Consider the following 21000-nt stretch of genomic DNA (forward strand, 5'->3'; position numbering starts at 1 on the left):
GTTCGAATCCCGGTCATCGGCGGCCCGGCTTCCGGTGGTGGGCCGACGGACCCTCCCATAACCATCCGCTCCCACGACGGCGACTGATGGGAGAGTGGTGTGGTAGCGAAGCCCGCGGCAGGAGAGCCCGCTTCCCCGGCCGGGACAGCGGCGGGTGCCGGCATGCCGGCGCTGCTCCGCCTGGTTGCGCCGGTTCGCTGGCGGCTGGCCATCGCCTGCCTCCTCGCCATTGTCGGCACGATCTGCGCCGTCGCGCCGCTGCTGCTGCTGGCAGCCATGATCGCCGCGGCGGCGGCGGGCCAGGGCGATCACGTTCCGGCCCTCGCCATCGCCGCCTTCGTCGCGCTGCTGCTCCAGGGCCCCGCTCTGGGGGCCTCCACCGGCATCGCGCATCACGCCGCCTTCGACCTGCTGTTCGACCTGCGTCGGCGCCTGATGCGGCACCTCGCCACGCTTCCGTTGGGCTACTTCACCACGCGCCAGACCACCACCATCAAGCGCGTGCTGAACGAGGAGGTGGAGGCCGTCGAGTTGTTCGCCAGCCACCAATTGCCGGACGTGGTGTCCTCCGTCGCGACGATCCTCGCCTTGGCCGGCGTGATGTTCTGGGCCGACTGGCGCATGGCGCTCGCGGTGCTCGCCGTCATTCCGCTCGCGAGCCTCGCGCAGATGCTGATGATGCGGGGCCACGGCACCAAGATCGGAAGCTACTTCGGCCGCATCAGCAAGGTGAACGCGGCAGCCGTGGAGATGGTCCAGGGGCTCGAGACGCTGCGCACCGCGCGCGGCGCCGCGCTGATCCGCGACGGGATGCAGCGCCAGATCCGCGAACTCTACGAATTCTCCGAGGCCTGGCGGCGGGAATGGATGCCGCCCTGGATTTTCTACTCGGTGATCATCGGCGCGGCGCCGCTGTTCGCCCTGCCGCTCGGCCTGTGGCTGCACGCGGCAGGGCTGATCGACATCCCGACCTTCATCTTCTGCCTGCTCGCGGCGACCGGCTTCGGCCAACCCCTGCTGAAGCTCGCCCTCTACACCGAGATCCTCCTGCGCGTGCAGCAGGCCGAACGGAAGATCACGGCGCTGCTGGATGCGCCGGCGACCACCGCGCCTGCCGGACCGGCCGCGCTGCAGGCGGGCGACATCGTCTTCGAGGGCGTCGCGCTCGACCAGGGCGGTTGCCGCCTGCTGGACGGCATCGACCTGACCATTCCCGCAGGCGCTATCACCGCGATCGTCGGTCCGTCCGGCGCCGGGAAGACCAGCCTGGTGCGCCTGCTCGATCGCAGCCTCGACCCCAGCGCGGGTCGCATCACCATCGGTGGCGAGGACATCGCGGGGGCCGGGCCGGAGGCGGTCTCGCGGCTGGTCGGCGTGATGACGCAAACGATCTTCCTGTTCGACGACACGGTCCGCGAGAACATTCGCCTCGCCCGCGCCGGCGCAACGGATGCCGAGGTCGAGCAGGCCGCCCGTGCCGCCCATTGCGATGCCTTCGTGCGCGACCTGCCGCAGGGCTACGACACGCGCGTGGGCGAGGGCGGCACCCGCCTCAGTGGCGGCCAACGGCAGCGCATCGCCCTGGCGCGCACCCTGCTCGCCGGGTTGCCGATCCTGGTGCTGGACGAAGCGACGAGCTTCATCGACCCGCTGCATGAGGCGTCGCTGCAGGATGCGGTGGGCCGTCTGGTCGGCCCGCGCACGGTCGTCATCGTGTCCCACCGCCTGGACAGCGTGACGCAGTGCGACCGCATCGTGCTGGTCGAGGGTGGCCGCGTGCTGGGCGCCGGCACGCATGAGGAACTGCTCGCCACACTGCCGCGCTACGCCGCGCTGTGGCGCATCCAGCAGGCGAACCTTGCCTGGGAAGTAACCCCGGCCATGCCCGTGGGAGCCGAGCCATGAAGGCGATCCGCCAGCTCCTCCGCGTCGCCGGTGAAGAAGGCCCGGCGATCCGCCGCGCCATCCTGTGGCGACTGGCGGAGAATCTCTGCCTCGTACTGCCGATGGCGATGATCTTCGCCGCCCTGCTGCCCGTGCTGGACCCAGCGCGGCAGCGCCTGCCGGAGTGGCTGAGCGGCCCCCTTGCGCCGCTGTGGATCGGCCTGTTGCTGCTGGTTGCCTATCTCGGCCAGGGCTTCTGCGCGAACCGCGCCGCCGACCTCGGATACGGAGCGGGATATCGCCTGACGGCGCGGCTTCGTGCGCGGTTGGTGGACCATCTCGCCCGCCTGCCGGTGGGATACCTGCGCGGCCGCGACACCGGCGATGTGACCGCCGTGCTGATGCAGGACGTCACCGCGATCGAGATCATGCCGGGCCTGCTGCTGCCGCGCTTCGTCGCCGCCGCGACGCTGCCACTGCTTGGCATCGCCGCAGCCTTCGCCGTGGAACCGATGGCGGGGCTGGTGCTGTCCGGCGCGCTGGCGCTGGCCTTGCTCATCCTCGCCGCCTGCCAGCGCATGTTGCGGGGCGCGAGCGAACGGCGCAGCGCCGCCATGGCAAAGCTCAACGGCCGGTTGCTGGAATTCGTGCGCGGCATCCAGGTGGTCCGCGCCTTCAACCTGGCCACCGGCCGGCTGCGGGAGATGGACGCCGCGCTGGCCGCGGCGCGTGACAGCGGGCGCGACATCACCATGCGCTTCGTGGTGCCCGCCAGCGCGGCACCCGTCGCGCTGGCGCTCGGCACGGGCCTGCTGCTGGCGCTGGTCAGCGAACGGCTGGTGGCCGGCAGCCTGAGTGCGGCCGGTGCGCTGCTGCTGCTGTTGGTCGCGGTGCGGCTGTTCGCGCCGCTGGCCGAAGCGGTCGATTTCTCCGCCATGGTGCGGCAGATGGAGGTGGCGATCGACCGGGTCGATGCGATCCTCGCCGTGCCGCTCATGGCCGCGCCGAACGACGCATCGCTGCCGCCCGATGCCACCATCCGGTTCGAGGATGTGGTCTTCGGCTATGGCGCCACGCCGGTGCTGCGCGGCGTGTCCTTCACCGCGGAGGCCGGCGCCGTCACCGCCATCGTCGGTGCGACGGGCGCCGGCAAGACCACCATCGCCCGGCTGCTGGCGCGCGAATGGGACCCGGAGGCCGGGCGCATCACCATCGGCGGCGTGGACCTGCGCGATCTGCCGGCGGCGCGCATTGCCGAGCTGATCGGCGTGGTCTCGCAGAGCATCGTGCACTTCTCGCTGTCCCTTCGCGACAACCTGCGTATCGGCCGGCCTGACGCGACCGAGGCGGAGATGCGCGACGCGCTGCGCGCCGCGCGCTGCGAGGATCTGCTGGCGCGGCTGCCGGAGGGGCTCGACACCGTGCTGCAGAATGCCGGCGCCGCGCTGTCCGGCGGCGAGCGCCAGCGCTTGGCCCTGGCGCGGCTGTTCCTCAAGGACAGCCCGATCGTCGTGCTCGATGAGGCGACGTCCTCGCTGGACGTCGAGAATGAGCGCCTGGTGCAGGAGGCGTTGGCCGAGCTGACGCGCGGCCGCACCGTGCTGGTCATCGCGCACCGGCTCTGGACCGTGCGTGGTGCCGCGAAGATCGTGGTGCTGGAACACGGCACGCTCCGCGAACAGGGCAGCCACGAGGCGCTGCGCGCCGGCGGCGGCGCCTATGCCCAACTCTGGGCGGCGCTGCGGCAGGCCCCGGGCTGGCGCCGTATCGACTCTGACGCCCCGCCCCTTCTGCTGCCTGGAGCCGCCGGATGAACCACGCCGTTGCGCCGGCGCGCCGCGCGCCCGCCCTGACGCCCGACCCGGCGCAGCGTCATGCGCCCTTTCCGCTGACCGACATCCAATACGCCTACTGGATCGGACGCGATTCCACGCTCGAACTCGGCAACGTGTCCTGCCATGCCTACTTCGAGTGGCAGCTTGGGGCGCTCGATCTCGCGCGCCTGGAGCACGCGTGGAACCAGGTCGTGGCGCGGCACGACATGCTGCGCGCCATCGTCCTGCCGGACGGGACGCAGCGCATCCTGGCCGACGTGCCGCATCATCCGATCGCCATGGCGGATCATGTCGCGCTCTCGCCGGATGCGCGGGCGCATCGGCTGGCCGCGACGCGCGAGGCGATGCAGCAGCGCGTGCCGGATGCATCGCAATGGCCGCTGTTCGAGATCCGCGCGACGCGGATGGCGGCGGATGAGATCCGGCTGCACATCGACCTCGATCTCCTCACCGTCGATGTACAGAGCTTCCACATCATCCTCGGCGAGCTCGAACGGCTCTACGCTAGGCCGGACACGACGCTGCCGCCGCTGTCGCTGTCCTTCCGCGACTACGTGCTGGGGCGCGGCGCCTTCGGCGATGCGGCGCGCCACGCCGCCGATCGGGATTGGTGGATGGCGCGGCTGCCCGACCTGCCGGCGGCGCCGCAACTGCCGCTGGCCGTCGCGCCGCATAGCATTGCGCGCCCTGACTTCATCCGCCGCCACGACACCGTGCCGGCAGAGGCGTGGCGCCGCTTCGAGGCGTTTGCCGCGAAGCGCAACCTGACCACCTCGGCCGCGCTTCTCGCCTGCTACGCCGAGGTGTTGGGGCAGTGGTCCCGCCAGGACGCCTTCTGCCTGAACCTCACGCATTTTCACCGTGAGAGGCTGCATCCCGAGGTCGATGGGATGGTCGGTGACTTCACCTCGGTCGTGCTCGTTCCACGTTCGGCGCCGCAGGCCGGTGCCAGCTTCGCCGAGCGCGCGCGGCGGATGCAGATGGAGACTTGGCAGGCGCTGTCCCATCGCGCCTTCAGCGGCATTGAGGTGATCCGCGAGCTGGGCCGGCGCGACGGCGGGGGGCGTGGCACGCCGATGCCCGTGGTGTTCACCAGCCTGCTCGGCCTCGACATCGACGCGCTGGCCTCGCCGGGTGGCGATGGCCCGCCGCTGCTGCCGGAACCGGAGATCGTCTACACCGCGACGCCGCAGGTGTGGTTCGACCACCAGGCGATGGTCCGCCAGGGCGCGCTGGTGTTCAACTGGATCACCATCGACGCGCTGTTCCCGGACGGCATGGTCGCGGAGATGTTCGCCGCCTATCGCGCCTTGCTCGGCCGCTTCTGCGAGGATGAGGCGGCATGGGACTCGCCCGTCCCGGCACTTCTGCCAGCGGCGCAGCGCGCGGTGCGGGACGCCGCGAACGCCACAGACCGGGACATCCCGCCCCGTCTGTTGCATGACGGCTTCCTGCGCCGTGCCGCCGCCGATCCCGATCGCGCGGCGTTGATCTGGCGCGACGAGAGCTGGACCTATGACCGGCTGACACGCATCTCCGCCGCAATGGCGCGGCGGCTGCACGAAACCGGTGTGGCCCCCGGCAGCCGCGTCGTCCTGTCCTTGCCCCGCGGCCCGTCGCAGATCGCCGCCGTGCTGGGCACGCTGCGCGCTGGCGCGGCGTATGTTCCTGTTGCCACCGACATTCCGGCGGAACGGCTGCGCCTGATCCTCGAGGACGTCGGGGCCGCGGCGCTGGTAAGCTCGCGGTCGGACGTCGACTGGCCGGTACGGATCGCGCCGCTCGCCGATGCCATCGCCGGTGTTGTGCCCGATGTCGGCGTCGATCCGGATGCGCTGGCCTACATCCTTTACACCTCGGGATCGACGGGACGCCCGAAGGGTGTCGCCATCCGCCATGGCGCTGCGTGGAACACCGTCGCGGACATCAACGACCGCACCGCGATGGGCGCGGATGACCGCGTGCTGGCGCTATCCTCCCTCGGCTTCGATCTATCTGTCTACGACATCTTCGGCCCGCTCGCGGCCGGCGCTGCGATCGTGCTTTGCGAGGATGACCGGCGGCTCGACCCCCATCACTGGCTGCATCTGCTGCGCCGGCATGGCGTGACGGTGTGGAACTCGGTGCCCGCGCTGCTCGACCTGTTGCTGGACGCCGCCAACGGCGCGGCGCTGCCGGTGCGCACGGCGCTGCTCAGTGGCGACTGGATCCCGCTGGGCCAGCCCGCGCGGCTGCGGGCCGTCGCCCCCGCCTCGCGCTTCATCGCCATGGGCGGCGCGACCGAGGCCAGCATCTGGTCGAACCTGATCGACGTCGATCGCGTGCCCCCGGAATGGCGGAGCATCCCCTACGGCTTCCCCCTCGCCAACCAATCCTATCGCGTGCTGGATCGGGAAGGGCGCGACCGGCCTGACTGGGTGGTCGGCGACCTGCACATCGGCGGTTCCGGTCTCGCGGAAGGGTACTGGAAGGACGCGGTCCAGACCGAGCGCGCCTTCATCACGGCCACGGATACGGGTGAGCGGCTATACCGCACCGGCGATCTCGCGCGCTACTGGCCGGACGGAATGCTGGAGTTCCTCGGCCGCGAGGACACCCAGGTGAAGATCGCCGGGCATCGGATCGAACTCAGCGAGGTCGAGGCCGTGCTCGCCGAGGCGCCCGGCGTGCGGGAGGCGGTGGCGATCGTCGTCGAGCGCGACGCCGGCGCGCGGCAGATCGCCGCCTTCATGCTGGATGAGCGTGATGCGCCGCTGGCCCCACCCACCGATGCCGGTGCCGTCGCGGCGGCCGGCGCGGCGGCCGAGACCGCCGCATCGACGCCGCTGCTGGATCGGGTGCGGGCGTTCCAGGCCGCCGCGGACCGGGTGGCGCGCATCGCCGTCGCGCATGCGCTGGGGCGGCTGGATGCGGGTGCATTCCGGCCCGACCCGCGCTTCGCCATCCTGCTGCGGCAGTGGCGGCAGTTGCCCGAGGAGCCTGGCGATTTGGTGGAAGCGTGCGAGGCATTGCGCGCGCAGCCTGCCTGGCCCGGCGCCGAGATGCTGGCGGGCTGGATCATCGCCTGTGCCGAGAAACTGGAGCCGCTGCTGACCGGCGAGCAGGCGCCGCTGGAATTGCTGTTCCCCGGCGCCGGGCTGGAGCACGCGGACAGCCTGTATCGCCACAACCCCGCCGCGGAGGCGCTGGGCAGCATCGCCGCCGCCATGATGGCCGCCGCGGACCGGCCCGCACCCCTGCGCGTGCTGGAAGTCGGCGGCGGCGTCGGTTCGGCCACCGCGCCCGTGATGCCGGTGCTGGAGGCGCCGGGCCTGCGCTACCACTTCACCGACGTGTCGCTGTTCTTCCTCGACGCGGCGCGCGACCGCTTCGGCGCGTCGGGCGCCTTGTCGGTCGGGCGGTTCGACATCAATGCCGACCCGGCATCGCAGTCGCTGCCCTGCGAAGCCTTCGACCTCATCATCGCGTCCAACGTGCTGCATGACGCGCAGGACCTGCCGCGGACGCTCGGCTGGCTGCGCGGCCTGCTCGCGCCGGGCGGGCGCCTGCTTCTGATCGAGGCGACGCGGAACACGCCGGTGCAGATGATCACGGGCGGCTTCCTCGAAGGCTTCGCGGCCTTCGCCGATTTCAGGCGCGATGCCGGCCTGCCGCTGCTCGACGCCACGGCATGGCGGGCCGCGCTGCACGAGGCCGGGTTCGACCTGCTGCACGCGGCCGGTGACGCGCTGGCCATCGGCCAGCATGTCATCCTCGCACAGCGCCATGGCGGCGCCGATCCATCCGCGCTGCGCGAACACGCCGCGCAGCGGCTGCCCGGATACATGCTGCCGGCGTTCCTGCGCGTTCTGGATCACCTGCCGCTCAGCGCCAACGGCAAGGTGGACCGCAAGGCACTGGCCGCGTTGGTGCCCCGTGCCGACGCGGCGGTACAGGAGGCGGGTCGTGCGCCGCAGAGCCTCACCGAACGCGCCCTGGCGGAGATCTGGTCGTCGCTGCTCGCCACCCCGATCCGATCCGCCGAGGCGAATTTCTTCCGCAGCGGCGGCGACAGCCTGCTGGCAATCCGGCTGGTGCAGCGTGTTCGGGAGACGCTGGGCGCGGAACTGCCGGTGCGCGCGGTGTTCGAGACGCCGGTGCTGGCGGACCTCGCCGCGCTGCTCGATGCAGCCCCGTCGGCCCCGGCCGGTGCGGATCGGCCCTTGCTGGTGCTGTTCCCCGGCAGTGATGGATCACCGCTGATCTTTGCCGATCTGCAGGCGGCGGTGGGCGACGCGGTTGAGATCCGCGCCTTCGACATCGCCTCCCGCGATCCCGCGCCGTTCCTGGCCGATCCCTTCGCCACGGCCGAGGCGATGCTGCGCGATGCTCTCCACGCCATCCCTGCCGACCGCCGCATCCTGATCGGCGGCTGGTCGTCCGGCGCGGTGCTGGCGGCTGCGGTCGCATCGCGTTGCGACGCCGCAGGTCTCGTGCTGCTCGATCCCGTTGATTGGCAGCGCCATGAGGTCTTCGCCACGCGCGCCGAGGCCCTCGCCCACCAGGCACCGCAATGGCTGCGCGATGTCGTTGCGGCGCAGCTCGCCGCGCTCGCCGCCTTCGCGCCGGCACCGCTCGCCTGTCCCGCGCTTTGTCTATGGGCCGATCGGCGCGAGGCCGACTGGCCGCGACCGGAACCCGCGTGGCGCGGCATCCTTGCCGGCCCCCGGCACGACCATCGCATCGCCGCCGACCATTGGTCGCTGCTGCGCGATCGCGAAAGCGTCGCCGCCATCGCCGAGGCCATCCGCGGCTTCATCTCAATGCACGCAATGACCAGTCTGCCGGAGGCCGCGCAGTGACGACCGGTGCCTTCCCTGATCTTGCCGCCCGCATCGCCGACCATGCGGCGCGGCGCGGCGACCATGTCGCGCTGCGCTTTGGCGGTGCCCCGGGCGCGCCGGCCGGCGAGCGCAGCTACGCGGCGTTGCGTCGCCGACTGGAATGCGTCGCTGCCGCCTTGCACCGCGCCTTCCCGCGCGGCCAGCGCGTCCTGCTACTGCTGCCGACCGGACTTGAGTACGTCGAGGCGATGCTCGGCTGCTTCCGCGCCGGTGTCATCGCCGTGCCCGTCAACCTGCCGGGTCCGTCGCGCGTGCGTCGCGTGCTCGACAAGGTCGTGCCGATCACCCGCGATGCGACGCCCTGCGGCATCGTCACCACCCGGGCCATCGCCGCGGAATCCGGCGCCGCCTTCGCGGAGTTCGCAGCGACCCACGGGCTGCGCCCCTTCTTCCTGGACGATGTCGATGACGGCGATCGCGCGGAGCTGCCTCCGCCGCAGCCGGAGGATATCGCCTTCCTGCAATACACCTCGGGATCGACCGGCGACCCGAAGGGCGTGATGAACACCCACGCCGCGCTCCTCGACAATTTTCGCGCGATCGAACGCATCACCGCCAGCGGCACGCATACGGTGATGGTCAACTGGATGCCGCTCTATCACGATATGGGGCTGATCGGCGGCGTGCTTCACGTGCTGCATTTCGGCGGCACCTCGGTCCTGCTGTCGCCGGCGCGCTTCGCGCAGGACCCGCTGCTCTGGCTGCAATTGGTCACCGAGCATCGCGGCACGCTGATGCCGACGCCGAACTTCGCGCTGGACCTCTGCGTTCGCCGCATTCCGGAGGAGGCGCTGCCTGGCCTGGACCTGTCGAGCGTGGATACCGTGGTGATCGGCGCGGAGCCGATCCGGCCCGCGACGGTGAAGGCGTTCCTGGATCGCTTCAGCGCCGCCGGCCTGCGCGCAGAGGCGATCTGCCCGTCCTACGGCCTGGCGGAAGCCACGCTGATCGCCAGCGGTACGCGCGTTCGCCGCGGGCTCGACCCGCTGCACCTGGATACGGCGGCGCTGCTCGGCGGCCAGGCCGTTCCGGCGGCGCCGGATGCGACGGCAAGCCGCGCCTATGCGACCAGCGGCGACGATTTTGTCGGGCTGGACCTGCGCATCGTCGATCCCGCCACCGGCACGGAGAAGCAGGAAGGCGGTGTCGGCGAGATCTGGCTGCGCGGTGGTTCCGTCGGCCCGGGCTACTGGAACCGGCCGACGCTGAATGAAGAATTCTTCCGGGCCGCGCTGCGGGCCGGCGACGGCACCGAGATCGGCCGCTATCTCCGCACGGGCGATCTGGGATTCGTGCTGGACGGGCGGCTCTGCGTCACCGGCCGCACCAAGGATGCGATCATCCTACGCGGCAAGTGCCACTACCCCGCCGACATCGAGCACACGCTGGAAGGCTTCGACGCGCGGCTGCTGCCGCATGGCGCCGTGTGCTTCAGCATCGAGACGCCGGCCGGCGAAGCCGCGGTCGTGCTGGCGGAGGCGGCGCGAGCGGCCCCCGCCGATGATGAGCGACTGATCGACGCGCTGCGTGCTGCCGTCGCATCGGAGCACGGCTTTCTGCCGCACGCCGTCGGCCTGATTCGCCAGGGCATGCTGCGCCGGACGACCAGCGGCAAGATCCGCCGGCTGGAGATGCGCCGCGCCTGGCTCGCCGGTGAGATCCCGTTGGTGGCGGAACGCCGGTGGGTGGATGACGTGGTCACACCACAAGCCGCCGTGCCCCGCACGGACGATCTCGCCGACCGTCTGAAGCGCGCCGGGCCGGCGCAGCGTCGCCTGCTGCTGATGGATGCGATCGGCGAAGCGTTGGCCCCGCTGCTCGGCCAGGCATCGGGCTATCGGCTGCCGGAAGATGCCGGCTTCTTCGATCTCGGCCTCGATTCCATCTCGGCTGTCGAGCTGGCGGCCGGGTTGCAGGCGCGTCTCGGGGTGACCCTGCCGGAACTCGCCGCCTTCGAGAGTCCCACGCTTGGCCGGTTGGCCGACCATCTCCTCACCCTCCTCGCACAGCGGGACGCGACACCTGCCCCCGTCGCAACCCAGCCGCGCAAGGGGGGTGAGGAAGCTATCGCGATCATCGGCATGGGGTGCCGCTTCCCCGGCGGCGCGCAGGGCGACCGGCGCGATCCGGGCGCGTTCCTCGACATGCTACTGGACGGTACGCCCGCCATTCGTGCGGAGACGCGCCACGGAAGCACTCGCGAAGGCCATCTGCTTCAGGCCATCGAAGGCTTCGACGCCGCCTTCTTCCGCATCTCATCGCGCGAGGCCGCTTCGCTCGATCCCCAGCATCGCCTGGTGCTGGAGACCGCGTGGCACGCGCTGGAGGATGCCGGCGTTCCGCCTGCCTCGCTCAAGGGCAAGGCAGCGGGCGTCTATCTCGGCATGACAGGTGGCGAGTACGGCACGCTGCCTTTCGGCACCGACGACCCCGCCGCCTTCGATGCGCATTACGGCACCGGCAATGCGCCGGCTGCCGCGGCGGGCCGGCTGGCGCACATCCTTGGCCTGGAGGGTGAGGCGGTCACGGTGGATACCGCCTGCTCCTCCTCGCTGGCCGCGCTGCACTTCGCCTGCCGCAGCCTGCGCGCCGGGGACACCGACCTGGTCCTGGCCGGCGGCGTGCAGGTGCTGGTCGCGCCGGAGATCGAGGCGGCACTCCGCCGGGCCGGCATGCTGTCGGCCGATGGGGCGTGCAAGACGTTCGACGCCGATGCCGACGGCTATGCGCGAGGCGAAGGCTGCGGCTTCGTCGTGCTTCAACGCCTGTCCGATGCCGTCGCCCAGGGTGTGCGCATCCATGCCGTAATTGCCGGTACGGGACTGCGCCAGGAAGGCGCGCGCAGCGGGCTGACGGTGCCGGACGCCACTGCGCGCGTCGCGCTGATGCGCGATGGGCTGAGCCGCGCGCATCTGCGGCCTGCCGAGATCGACTATGTCGAGTTGCACGGCACCGGCACGCGGCTGGGCGACCCGATCGAGTTCCGCTCCATCGCGGACGTCTTCGCGCCGAGTGGGCGCGTGAAGCCCCTGCTGCTCGGCACGGCGAAGACTGCGATCGGGCACCTCGAGGCCGCAGCCGGGATTGCCGGCTTGATCCGCACCGTCGCCGCGATGCGCCGTGGGACCGTCCCGCCACATCCGATGCGCCGCCTGAATCCGGCGATCGACCTGTCGCGCATTCCCGCGGCGCTGCCGGAACTTGCGGAACCCTGGCCGCGGCATGATCGCCCGCGTCGCGCGATGGTCGCCTCCTTCGGATTCTCCGGCACCATCGCGCAGGCCATCATCGAGCAGGCGCCTGCGCGGGCGGCGGCCGAGCCGCGCCGGCCTGCCCCGCACCTGGTCCTGCCGCTCTCGGCCCGCAGCGCCCCGGCATTCGAGGCGCTGCGCGCGGCCTGGACGTCGCGGATCGAGACCACCGACGACATCGCCGCGCTGTGCCGCGGCGCCGCGCGGCAGCGGATGCATCTCGACTGGCGCGGCTGCGCGGTGGGGTCGGATCGGGAATCCCTGCTGTCGTCCCTCCAACGGCTGCTGCCGTTGGAAGTCAGCGCGCCGCCGCGCATCGGCTTCCTCTTCACCGGCCAGGGGGCGCAATACGCCGGCATGGCGCGGTCGCTGCTGGCCGAGAGCCCCGCCTTTTGGCGCGCGCTGGACGAGGCCGATGCGGCGTTGCGGCCATGGCTCGCCCAATCCATCCGGTCCGCGATCCTCGGCGCCGATGGGGAGGCCCTTCGCCAGACCGCGATGGCACAGCCGGCGATCTTCGCCGTGGGATACGCGCTGGCACGGATGTGGGAGGCCTTGGGCGTTCGCCCCGCCGTCGTGGCCGGCCATTCGGTCGGGGAGTTCGCCGCCGCGGTGATCTGTGGCCAGATCGGCCTCACGGATGCCGCACGATTCGTCGCCGAACGCGGGCGGCTCATGCAGGCGCTGCCGGCCGGCGCGATGCTGGCGCTGCGCGCGACCGAGGACCAGGCCACCGCGCTGGCGCAGGGTCTCGCGGGCGTATCGCTCGCCGCCGCGAACGGGCCCGACGCCATGGTCATGGCGGGGGAGATCGCACAGATCGAGGAACTCGCGCGCCGCGCCGCCGCGGGCAAGGTGCTGCACCAGCGCCTCGATGTCTCGCACGCCTTCCATTCCCCGATGATGGACCCGGTGCTGGGCGCCCTGCGCGACGCCGGGGATGGCATCGTCGCCGGGGAGGAACGCGCGGTCTTCGTGTCCGGCGTGCATGGCGCGCCCGTCGCACCGGCGGAGCTGGCGTCCGGCGGCTACTGGTCCGCGCATGCCCGTCAGCCGGTGCGCTTCGCCGCCGCATTGGCCTCGATGCGGGATCTCGGTTGCGACGTGCTGGTTGAGATCGGCCCCCGCCCGGTGCTGACGCCGATGGCACGACGTGCCTGGCCCGCCGTCACCGGACCCTCCATGTTCCCAAGCCTCGATCCGGCGCGCGAGGATGCTGCGGTCGTGGCCGGAACGCTGGCCGCGCTCTACACGGCCGGGGCATCGCCCGACTGGGACGTTGCCTCGCCCGGTCCGCTCCCGGCGCCTGAAGCCTTGCCGCTCTACCCGTTCCAGCACCTGCCGCATTGGTACGGCTTTGCGCCGCGCGCGATATCGGCGCCGGCGACAGACGGTCTGTACGGGATGCGTTGGGCTGCCGCAGAGGCCCCCTCGCCGATCGCGCCGCAGCGCCTCGTCATCGTGCCCGATCACGGCGGGGAAGCAGCGAAGCTGTTGCCGCAGCTTCGCGCGAGCGGTGTCGCGGTCAGCGCCGTCGACGGCCGCGATGCGCGCGGCCTCGCCGCCGCCTTGCAGCCGGGTGATCGCGTGCTGTTCCTCCGGGCGCTCGACCTCGGCGATGCGCCCGATCATGCGGTGGTCGAGGAACTAATCGCGGTCGCCGACCAGCTTCACCGGACCCACGCGGGATGCGCGTTGCACGTCATCACGCGCGGCGCGGTCGCCGCGAAGGCGGATGACACGCCGCGCGCGGCGGCAGCACTGGCTTGGGGCGCGACCTGGTCGCTGATGGCGGAGTGCCGGGACATCACGGTGCGCATCGCGGATATCGACGCCGCGACCCTTGAGGCGAACAGGCTTGGGCACCTTCTCGCCGCACCGGCCGCGAGCGCCTGGCGCGGCGCGCAAATGCTGCGGCCGCGCATCGAACGCGCCATGCCGCGCGGGAAGGCGGCGATCCGTGGGGATGGCACCTATCTCATCGTCGGTGGTTTCGGCGCGATCGGCGGGGCCATCGCCCGAACGCTCGTCACGCTCGGCGCGCGTCATCTGGTGCTCGCTGCACGGCGCGCGCCCGACGCGGCCGGGCAGGCGCTGATGGCGGAACTCCGGGAGGCGGGTGCGACCGTCACCGCCGCCGCCTGCGACATCGCGCGGCTGGCGGAGGTGGAGGCGCTGGTAGCCGGTCTGCGGAACGGCCCCCCGCTGCGCGGCGTGTTTCACGCGGCAGGTCTTGGGCTGTGGGGACCGCTCTGGGACGACACCGCCGCGCAGTATCGCTGCATGGCGGAGGCCAAGGTCGACGGCAGCGTGAACCTGGACCGCGCGACGCAGGGCGTGGCGCTCGACCATTTCGTGCTGTGCAGTTCCATTGCCGGCGTCTGGGGGTCCCGTTGGCAGGTGGGCTATGCCGCCGTGAATGCCTTCCAGGATGCGCTGGTGGCGGAGCGGCGATCGCAAGGCTTGCCGGGCACCGCCATCGCGTGGGGCCCGTGGGACGGCGAAGGCATGGCCGCCGATCCGGCGGCGCGCGAGGCGCTGGCCGTCGCCGGCATCCGCGCCGCCGATCCGGGCTGGTATCTGGAACGGCTGCCGTCGCTGATGGATGGGACGAGCACGGTGTGCGCGGACATCGACTGGGATCGCTTCTCGGCCCTGCATGACAGCGTCACCGGGGCAGGGTTGTTCGGATCGCTCGCGACGCTGCCCGAAACATCGCAGGCGCCGGGCGCCCTGACCGGCAGCCCTGTCGAGAGGCTGACCCTGCTGGTCGCCGAGGCGCTGCGCGCCGACCCTGCGACACTCACGCCCGACACCAACCTGCTGGCGCTCGGGATGGATTCCATCCTGGCCATGGACATCGCGCAGCGCGTGAAGGCGGCGACCGGCCAGGACCTGCCGCTGCGTGCCGTCTTCGAAACACCGACCATCGCGGCCCTCGCCGGGCATCTGGGCAATGCCGGCGAGCCGGCTGCCGGCGGCTTCGTGATCGAGCCCGACGCGGCATCCCGCCACGAGCCCTTCCGCCTGACGCCGTTGCAGCACGCCTATTGGGTGGGGCGCAATCCGGGGCTGGTGCTGGGGAACGTCGCCTGCCACGCCTATCTGGAATTCGATCTGCCGAGGATCGATCCGGCACTGCTGGAATCCTGCTGGAACCTGCTGATCCAGCGGCATGACGCGCTGCGGCTGGTGTTCGACCGGACAGGGCGGCAGCGCATCCTCGCGGATGTCCCGCGTTTCGCTGTGACGGTGCAGGACCTGGCCGGCGCCGTGCCGGATGCCACCGCGGCGCAGCTCGACGCCTGGCGCGAGGCATTGTCCCACAAGGTGCATGCCGCCGATTCCTGGCCGCTGTTCGACCTGCGCGTGTCGCATCTGTCGGATACGCAGTCGCGACTGCATCTCAGCATCGACCTTCTGGTCGCGGATGCGACGTCCGGCCAGATCCTGCTCGCGGAGCTGGAGGCCCTGCTGCGCCATGGCGGCGACGCGGCTGCGGCGGGGCTACCGCCCGTCACGCTCAGCTTCAGGGACTACGTTCTCGCCTGCGACGACCCCCGCAGCGGGCTCGCCGGGCAGCGGGATGCCGACCGGCTCTGGTGGGAAGCGCGCGCCGACGATCTGCCGCCGCCGCCGCGCCTGCCCACCGCGATCCGGCCGGAGAGCATCGCCGCCCCGCGCTTCACCCGCCGCCGCACCACCATGGCCGCCGCGCCATGGGCCGAGGCGAAGCGGCGCATGGCGGCGCGCGGCCTGACGCCGGCCTCCTTCCTCCTTTCCGTGTTCTCCGAGGTGGTGGCCCGTTGGAGCGCGCTGCCCGCCTTCACCCTCGGCCTGACACTGTTCGACCGCAGGCCGTGGCACCCCGGCATGGCGCGCCTGATCGGTGACTTCACCGCGGTCGCGCTGCTGCCGGTGGACCGCGCCACCGCGCAGCCCTTCGGCGAGGCCGCGGCCGCGTTGCATGCCACCATGCTCGAGACGCTGGAACATCGCGCCTTCGACGCGGTGGACGTGCTGCGCCACATCAATCGCGCGCGCAGCGAGGATGAGCGCGTGATCATGCCCGTCATCTTCACCAGCCAGTTCGGCGTGGCGGGTGAGGAAGCGGGGCTGATGGCGCATCAGGCGCATGCGATCACCCAGACGCCGCAGGTCTGGCTGGACCACCAGGTAATGGAGATCGGCGGCGCGCTGGTCTGCAACTGGGATGCGGTCGAAGCCCTGTTTCCCGCCGGCGTGCTGGATGCGATGGCGGCGGCGCATGATGCCCTGCTGCGCCGGCTGTGTTCGGCCGATGATGCCTGGTCGGACGTCCTGGGCGACCTCCTGCCACCCGGTCAGCACGATGCGCGGCGGCAGGTTAACGCCACGGATGCGCCGTTGCCGGACCGCTGCCTGCATGAGCTGTTCTTCGACACCGCCGCGCGCCTGCCGGACGCCACGGCGCTGGTGGCCGCGGATGGTCGCCGCTGGACCTATGCGGGGTTGGAGGCATCGGCGCTCGAGCTCGGTGCACGCCTGGCGGCGACGACGGACGCCGCGCTGCCCGGCCAGCGCATCGCCGTGCTGATGGAGAAGTCGCCCTGCCAGGCGCTGGCGGTGCTCGCCATCCTCAGCCGTGGCGGTGTCTACGTGCCACTCGATCCCGAGCAGCCGGATGCGCGGCTCGAAGCCATCCTGCGCGGTTCGGGCGTGCGTATCGCGATCACGGAGGGCAGCCTGCCACCGCGGCTCGCCGCGCTGCTGGAACGGCTGTCTGTCACGCCGGTCGTCGCCGTGCTGGACGAAGCCGTGCCGGTCGTCCCCGCGCCCCGGCCGCAGCGCCCCGTTCAGCCCCGCGATCCGGCGTATCTGCTCTATACCTCGGGCTCGACCGGCACGCCGAAGGGGGTACTGCTCGATCACCTCGGGCCGGTGAACACCGTGCTCGACATCAATGCACGGTTCGGCGTGACCGGTGCCGATCGCATCCTGGCCCTGTCCGCGCTTGGCTTCGACCTGTCGGTCTACGACCTGTTCGGTGCCTTCGCCGCCGGCGCGGCGGTGGTGTTCCCCGACGCCGGCGCGCGGCGCGACCCCGCCCACTGGGCCGGGCTGATCCGCGACCAGGGCGTGACCGTCTGGAACTCTGTGCCCGCGCTGTTCGACATGCTGGTGACGGAGGACGATCGCGATGCGCTCGCGCGCCTGCGCACCGTTCTGCTGTCGGGCGACTGGGTGCCTTTGTCTCTGCCCGGCCGCTTCCGCGCGGCCAATGCCGATGCGCGGCTGATCGCCATGGGCGGTGCCACCGAGGCATCGATCTGGTCCAACTGGTTCGAGGTGACGGAAGTGGCGGAGGGGTGGTCGTCCATCCCTTACGGCTACCCCCTGACCAGCCAGCGCTATCACGTGCTGGATGGCGCGCTGCGGCACCGCCCCGACTGGGTGGAAGGTGACCTCCACATCGCCGGCCTCGGCCTCGCCATCGGCTATGAGAACGATCCCGAACGCAGCGCCGCCAGCTTCTACCCGCACCCGCAATCGGGCGAGCGCCTGTACCGCACGGGCGACCTCGCGCGGTACTGGCCGGACGGCACGCTGGAATTCCTCGGCCGGCGCGACATGCAGGTGAAGGTCGGCGGCCACCGGATCGAACTCGGCGAGATCGAGGCCGCCCTCACGGCGCATCCCGCCGTCGCCAATGCCGTCGCGGATGCGGTGGCCGATGATGGCGCCGACAAGACATCCCGCACGCGCCGCCTGCAGGCCTGGGTGGTGCTGAACGAGGATGGCGACGACCCGGCGCAGCCGCTGCGTCGCACACTGCGGATGCCGGAGGCGGATGCCGCAACCCGATGGACGGCGGCGCAGGACGCTGCGCGTGAGTCCCTGGCGCATCTGCCCGGCCATGGCGACGCGATCGCCCTGCGTGGCCTGATGACGCGCGTGGCGCAGCAGGCCGTGCGCGACAGCCTTCGCGTGCTGGGTGTGGTCGGGCAATCGGGCCTGCGCCTCGACCGGCGCGACGCGCCGGCCCGCCTCGGCGTGACGGCCGCGATGCAGCCTGTCCTGACGGATTGGATCGTGCTGCTGATCGAAGCCGGCGACCTCAAGCCGCAGCGTGACGGGCTGCACGCCCCGGACGGCTTTGCCGATGTCTCTTGGGATGCGCTGGTGGCGGACGGCGCCATGCTCGGTCTCGACACCGCGCCGATCGGACGGCTGCGGGATGACGGGGCGCGACGCGCGGCCGTGCTGCGAGGCGAGGCAGATGCGCTCTCGCTGTTCTTCGCCGCCGGCGATGCGGTGCTGTCGCCGGAATCGCTGTCGCGTGGCAGCCCGGCCGGGCTGGCGATGATCGCGGCCGGCTGCCGTATCCTGGCGGGCATGATTGCGGCTGCGACGGATGCGCCGTTGCGCATCCTCCATTTGGAAGCGCGCCGTGGCCTCACCACGGTGGACCTGCTGCGCAGCCTGCCAGAGACCGGTTGGGAACTGACCGTTGCCGATGTCTCCCCTGCCTTCCTCGCGGAGGCGCGGGCGACCTTGAACGCGGCCGGACTCGGCGACCATCCGGCGATCGAGTTCCGCATCGTCGATGCGGCGCGGCCACTCGCCACGCAGGGCATCGCGCCGGCCGGCTGGGATGCGGTGCTCGTGTTCAACGCCTTGCATCGCACCACGGACCTCACCGCGCAGTTGCCGCGCCTGCGGGAGATGCTGGCGCCGGGCGGATTGCTGCTGGCCCCGGAGATGACGGCGGACAACGACCTGCAGCGCGTCACCATCGCGCTGCTGGGCGAAGGCGCGGCGAGCGTCACTGATCAGCGCCGCGCGATGCGTGTCTGGCAGATGGGGGCGGCGCATTGGCGCGGCGCGTTGCATCGCGCCGGCTTCGCCGCGGCCGAGGCGATACACCCAAGCCCCGCGCGCGACGATTTCGCGCTGCTGCTGGCCCAGCAGGCACCCGCGGTGCAGGTGCCGGAGATGAGCGTGCTGCGCGCCTTCGCCGCCACGCGGCTGCCGGCCTACATGGTGCCGCAATCGGTGATGGCACTGCCGGCCCTACCGCTCAGCCCGACCGGCAAGGTCGATCGCCGCCAGTTGCCCCGGCCGCCGCGTCGTGCAGCCGTGGCCGATGCAGAGACGCTGCACGGGATGCAGGCGACCGTCGCCGCGGTCTGGCAGGAAGTACTCGGCGTGGCGCCGGCGCAGGCCGCGCAATCCTTCTTCGACCTGGGCGGCGACAGCCTGAGCGCGGTGCGCGTCATCGAGGCGCTGCGCCAACGGCGCGGCATCCCGGTGCAGGTGCGCGACCTGTTCGAGCACCCGGTACTCTCGGCCTTCGCCGCGCAGGTGGAACGGCGCGCCGAGGAAGCTCCCGTCACGGCGGATGACGCGCCGGTGCTGCTGCCCGCGCCGCATGATCGCCACGAGCCCTTCCCGCTGACCGATGTGCAGGAAGCCTACTGGATCGGGCGGCAGGGCGAGTTCGAGCTCGGCGGCGTCTCCTCGCATCTCTACATCGAGATCGAGGTGGATGACCTGACCCATGCGCAGGTGGACGCCGCCTGGCGGCGCCTGATCGCACGGCATCCGATGATGCGCACGGTGGTGGGGGAGGATGGCCGCCAGCGCGTCCTGCCGACCGTACCGGTCATTCCGATCCCGCTGCAGGAAGCGACCGATGCGGCGGGCGAAAGCGCCGCGACCGAGGCCGCCCGCGATGCGATGTCGCATCAGCTGCGCCCCGCGGATCGCTGGCCGCTGTTCGAGGTGCGCGCGCTGCGGCGGGCCAATGGCGGGCTGCGGTTGTTCGTTTCGCTGGAGAACATGCTGTTCGACGGCCGCAGCATGGGCATGCTGCTCGCGGAGTGGGGGATCCTCGCACGGGCGTCAGACCCGGATACGGCCCTGCCGCCGATTGGCTGCGACTTCCGCGACTACGTGCAGGCGCTGCGCGAGGCCGAAGGAGGGCCGCGCTGGCATCGTGCCATGGATTATTGGCTGCAGCGGCTGGAGACGATGCCGGCGGCGCCGGCCTTTGCGGTGCGTCCCGTGCCGGAAGGCCCGCCGCGCTTCACGCGCCGCGCCGGGCTGCTGCCGGCGGTGGCGTGGCAGGCGCTGCGCCGCCGCGCGCAGCAGCATGGTCTCACGCCCAATGCTGTGTTGTTGGCGATCTACGCGGAGGCGTTGCGCAGCCAGGCCGGCAGCGCCGCCTTCACGCTGAACCTGACGCTGTTCCAGCGCCTGCCGCTGCATCCCGACATCGACCGCGTGGTCGGGGACTTCACCTCCCTGATCCTGCTGGAATGCGACGGTGAGGAGGTCGCGGACCTGCTGAGCCGTGCGCGCGCCGTGCAGCAGCGGATCGCCGACGACCTCGCCCATGCGGAGGTCTCCGCGGTGCGGGTGCTCCGCGAAGTCGCGCGCCGGTCCGGTCGCTCGCGCGGCGTGGTCTGCCCGGTCGTGTTCACCTCCGCACTCGGTGCCGCGGGTGCGGGGGATGCGAGGCAGCCGCTCGGGCGCATGGGCTGGGGCATCACCCAGACGCCGCAGGTCTGGATCGACCAGCAGGTGCGTGAGGTTGACGGCGCGCTCGCCTGGAACTGGGATGCCGTGGAGGCGCTGTTTGAACCCGGCGTGCTCGACGCCATGGTGGAGGTGCAACGCCGGTTGCTGGAGCGCCTCGCCGCGGACGACGCCGCCTGGACGCAGCCACTGTTGGCCCTGCTACGGGAAACCGGCGCGACGCCCGCGCGCGCGCATGCACCCCCGGCGCGGCTGCTGCCGCCCCGCGACGTGCAGGCCGTCCCGGCGGCCACGTCAGCGCCGGACCGCATCGAGGCCCTGGTGATCGCCGCGCTGGAGGCCGAAACGGGCCTCGCAACCCCGCGTGACGTGAACTTCTTCGAGGCCGGCGCCACCTCGCTCTCGCTCATCCGCGTCTGCCAGGCTCTGCGCACCGAACTCGGCATCGTGCTGCCCGTGGTGGACCTGTTCGAGCACACCACGCCGGCTGCGCTCGCCGCCCATCTGCGGCGGCTGACGCGACCGACAGCGGCGCCCGACGTGGCGGCCCGCCCGATGCCTTCAGCGCACCGCCCGCAGCCGGCGCGGCGCCTTGCCGCGCGCCAGCGCGCCCGCGCGCTCTGACCC

4 protein-coding genes are annotated in these 21000 nt (G+C 71.8%); all 4 read left to right on the top strand.

Going from position 1 to position 21000, the window contains the following annotated elements; all coding sequences use genetic code 11:
- Positions 1-162: 162 nt before the first annotated feature.
- From GXW78_RS09185 to GXW78_RS09200, 4 genes are read left to right on the top strand one after another with little or no spacing between them, the layout of a single operon-like run.
- The gene (locus GXW78_RS09185; RefSeq protein WP_211868092.1) at positions 163-1905 is read left to right on the top strand and encodes an ABC transporter ATP-binding protein; all 1743 of its coding nucleotides are present in this window, start codon (positions 163-165) and stop codon (positions 1903-1905) included.
- The gene (locus GXW78_RS09190; RefSeq protein WP_211868093.1) at positions 1902-3698 is read left to right on the top strand and encodes an ABC transporter ATP-binding protein; all 1797 of its coding nucleotides are present in this window, start codon (positions 1902-1904) and stop codon (positions 3696-3698) included. The genes GXW78_RS09185 and GXW78_RS09190 overlap by 4 nt, the downstream gene beginning before the upstream one ends.
- Positions 3695-8560, top strand: coding sequence for a non-ribosomal peptide synthetase (locus GXW78_RS09195; protein ID WP_211868094.1), 4866 nt, complete (start codon positions 3695-3697; stop codon positions 8558-8560). Before GXW78_RS09190 ends, GXW78_RS09195 begins: the two co-directional genes overlap by 4 nt.
- On the top strand, positions 8557-20997 hold the full coding sequence (locus tag GXW78_RS09200; RefSeq protein WP_211868095.1) for a non-ribosomal peptide synthetase/type I polyketide synthase: 12441 nt from the start codon (positions 8557-8559) through the stop codon (positions 20995-20997). Before GXW78_RS09195 ends, GXW78_RS09200 begins: the two co-directional genes overlap by 4 nt.
- Positions 20998-21000 lie beyond the last annotated feature (3 nt).

Source organism: Neoroseomonas terrae (assembly GCF_018129025.1).
GTDB classification, from domain to species: Bacteria; Pseudomonadota; Alphaproteobacteria; order Acetobacterales; family Acetobacteraceae; genus Neoroseomonas; species Neoroseomonas terrae.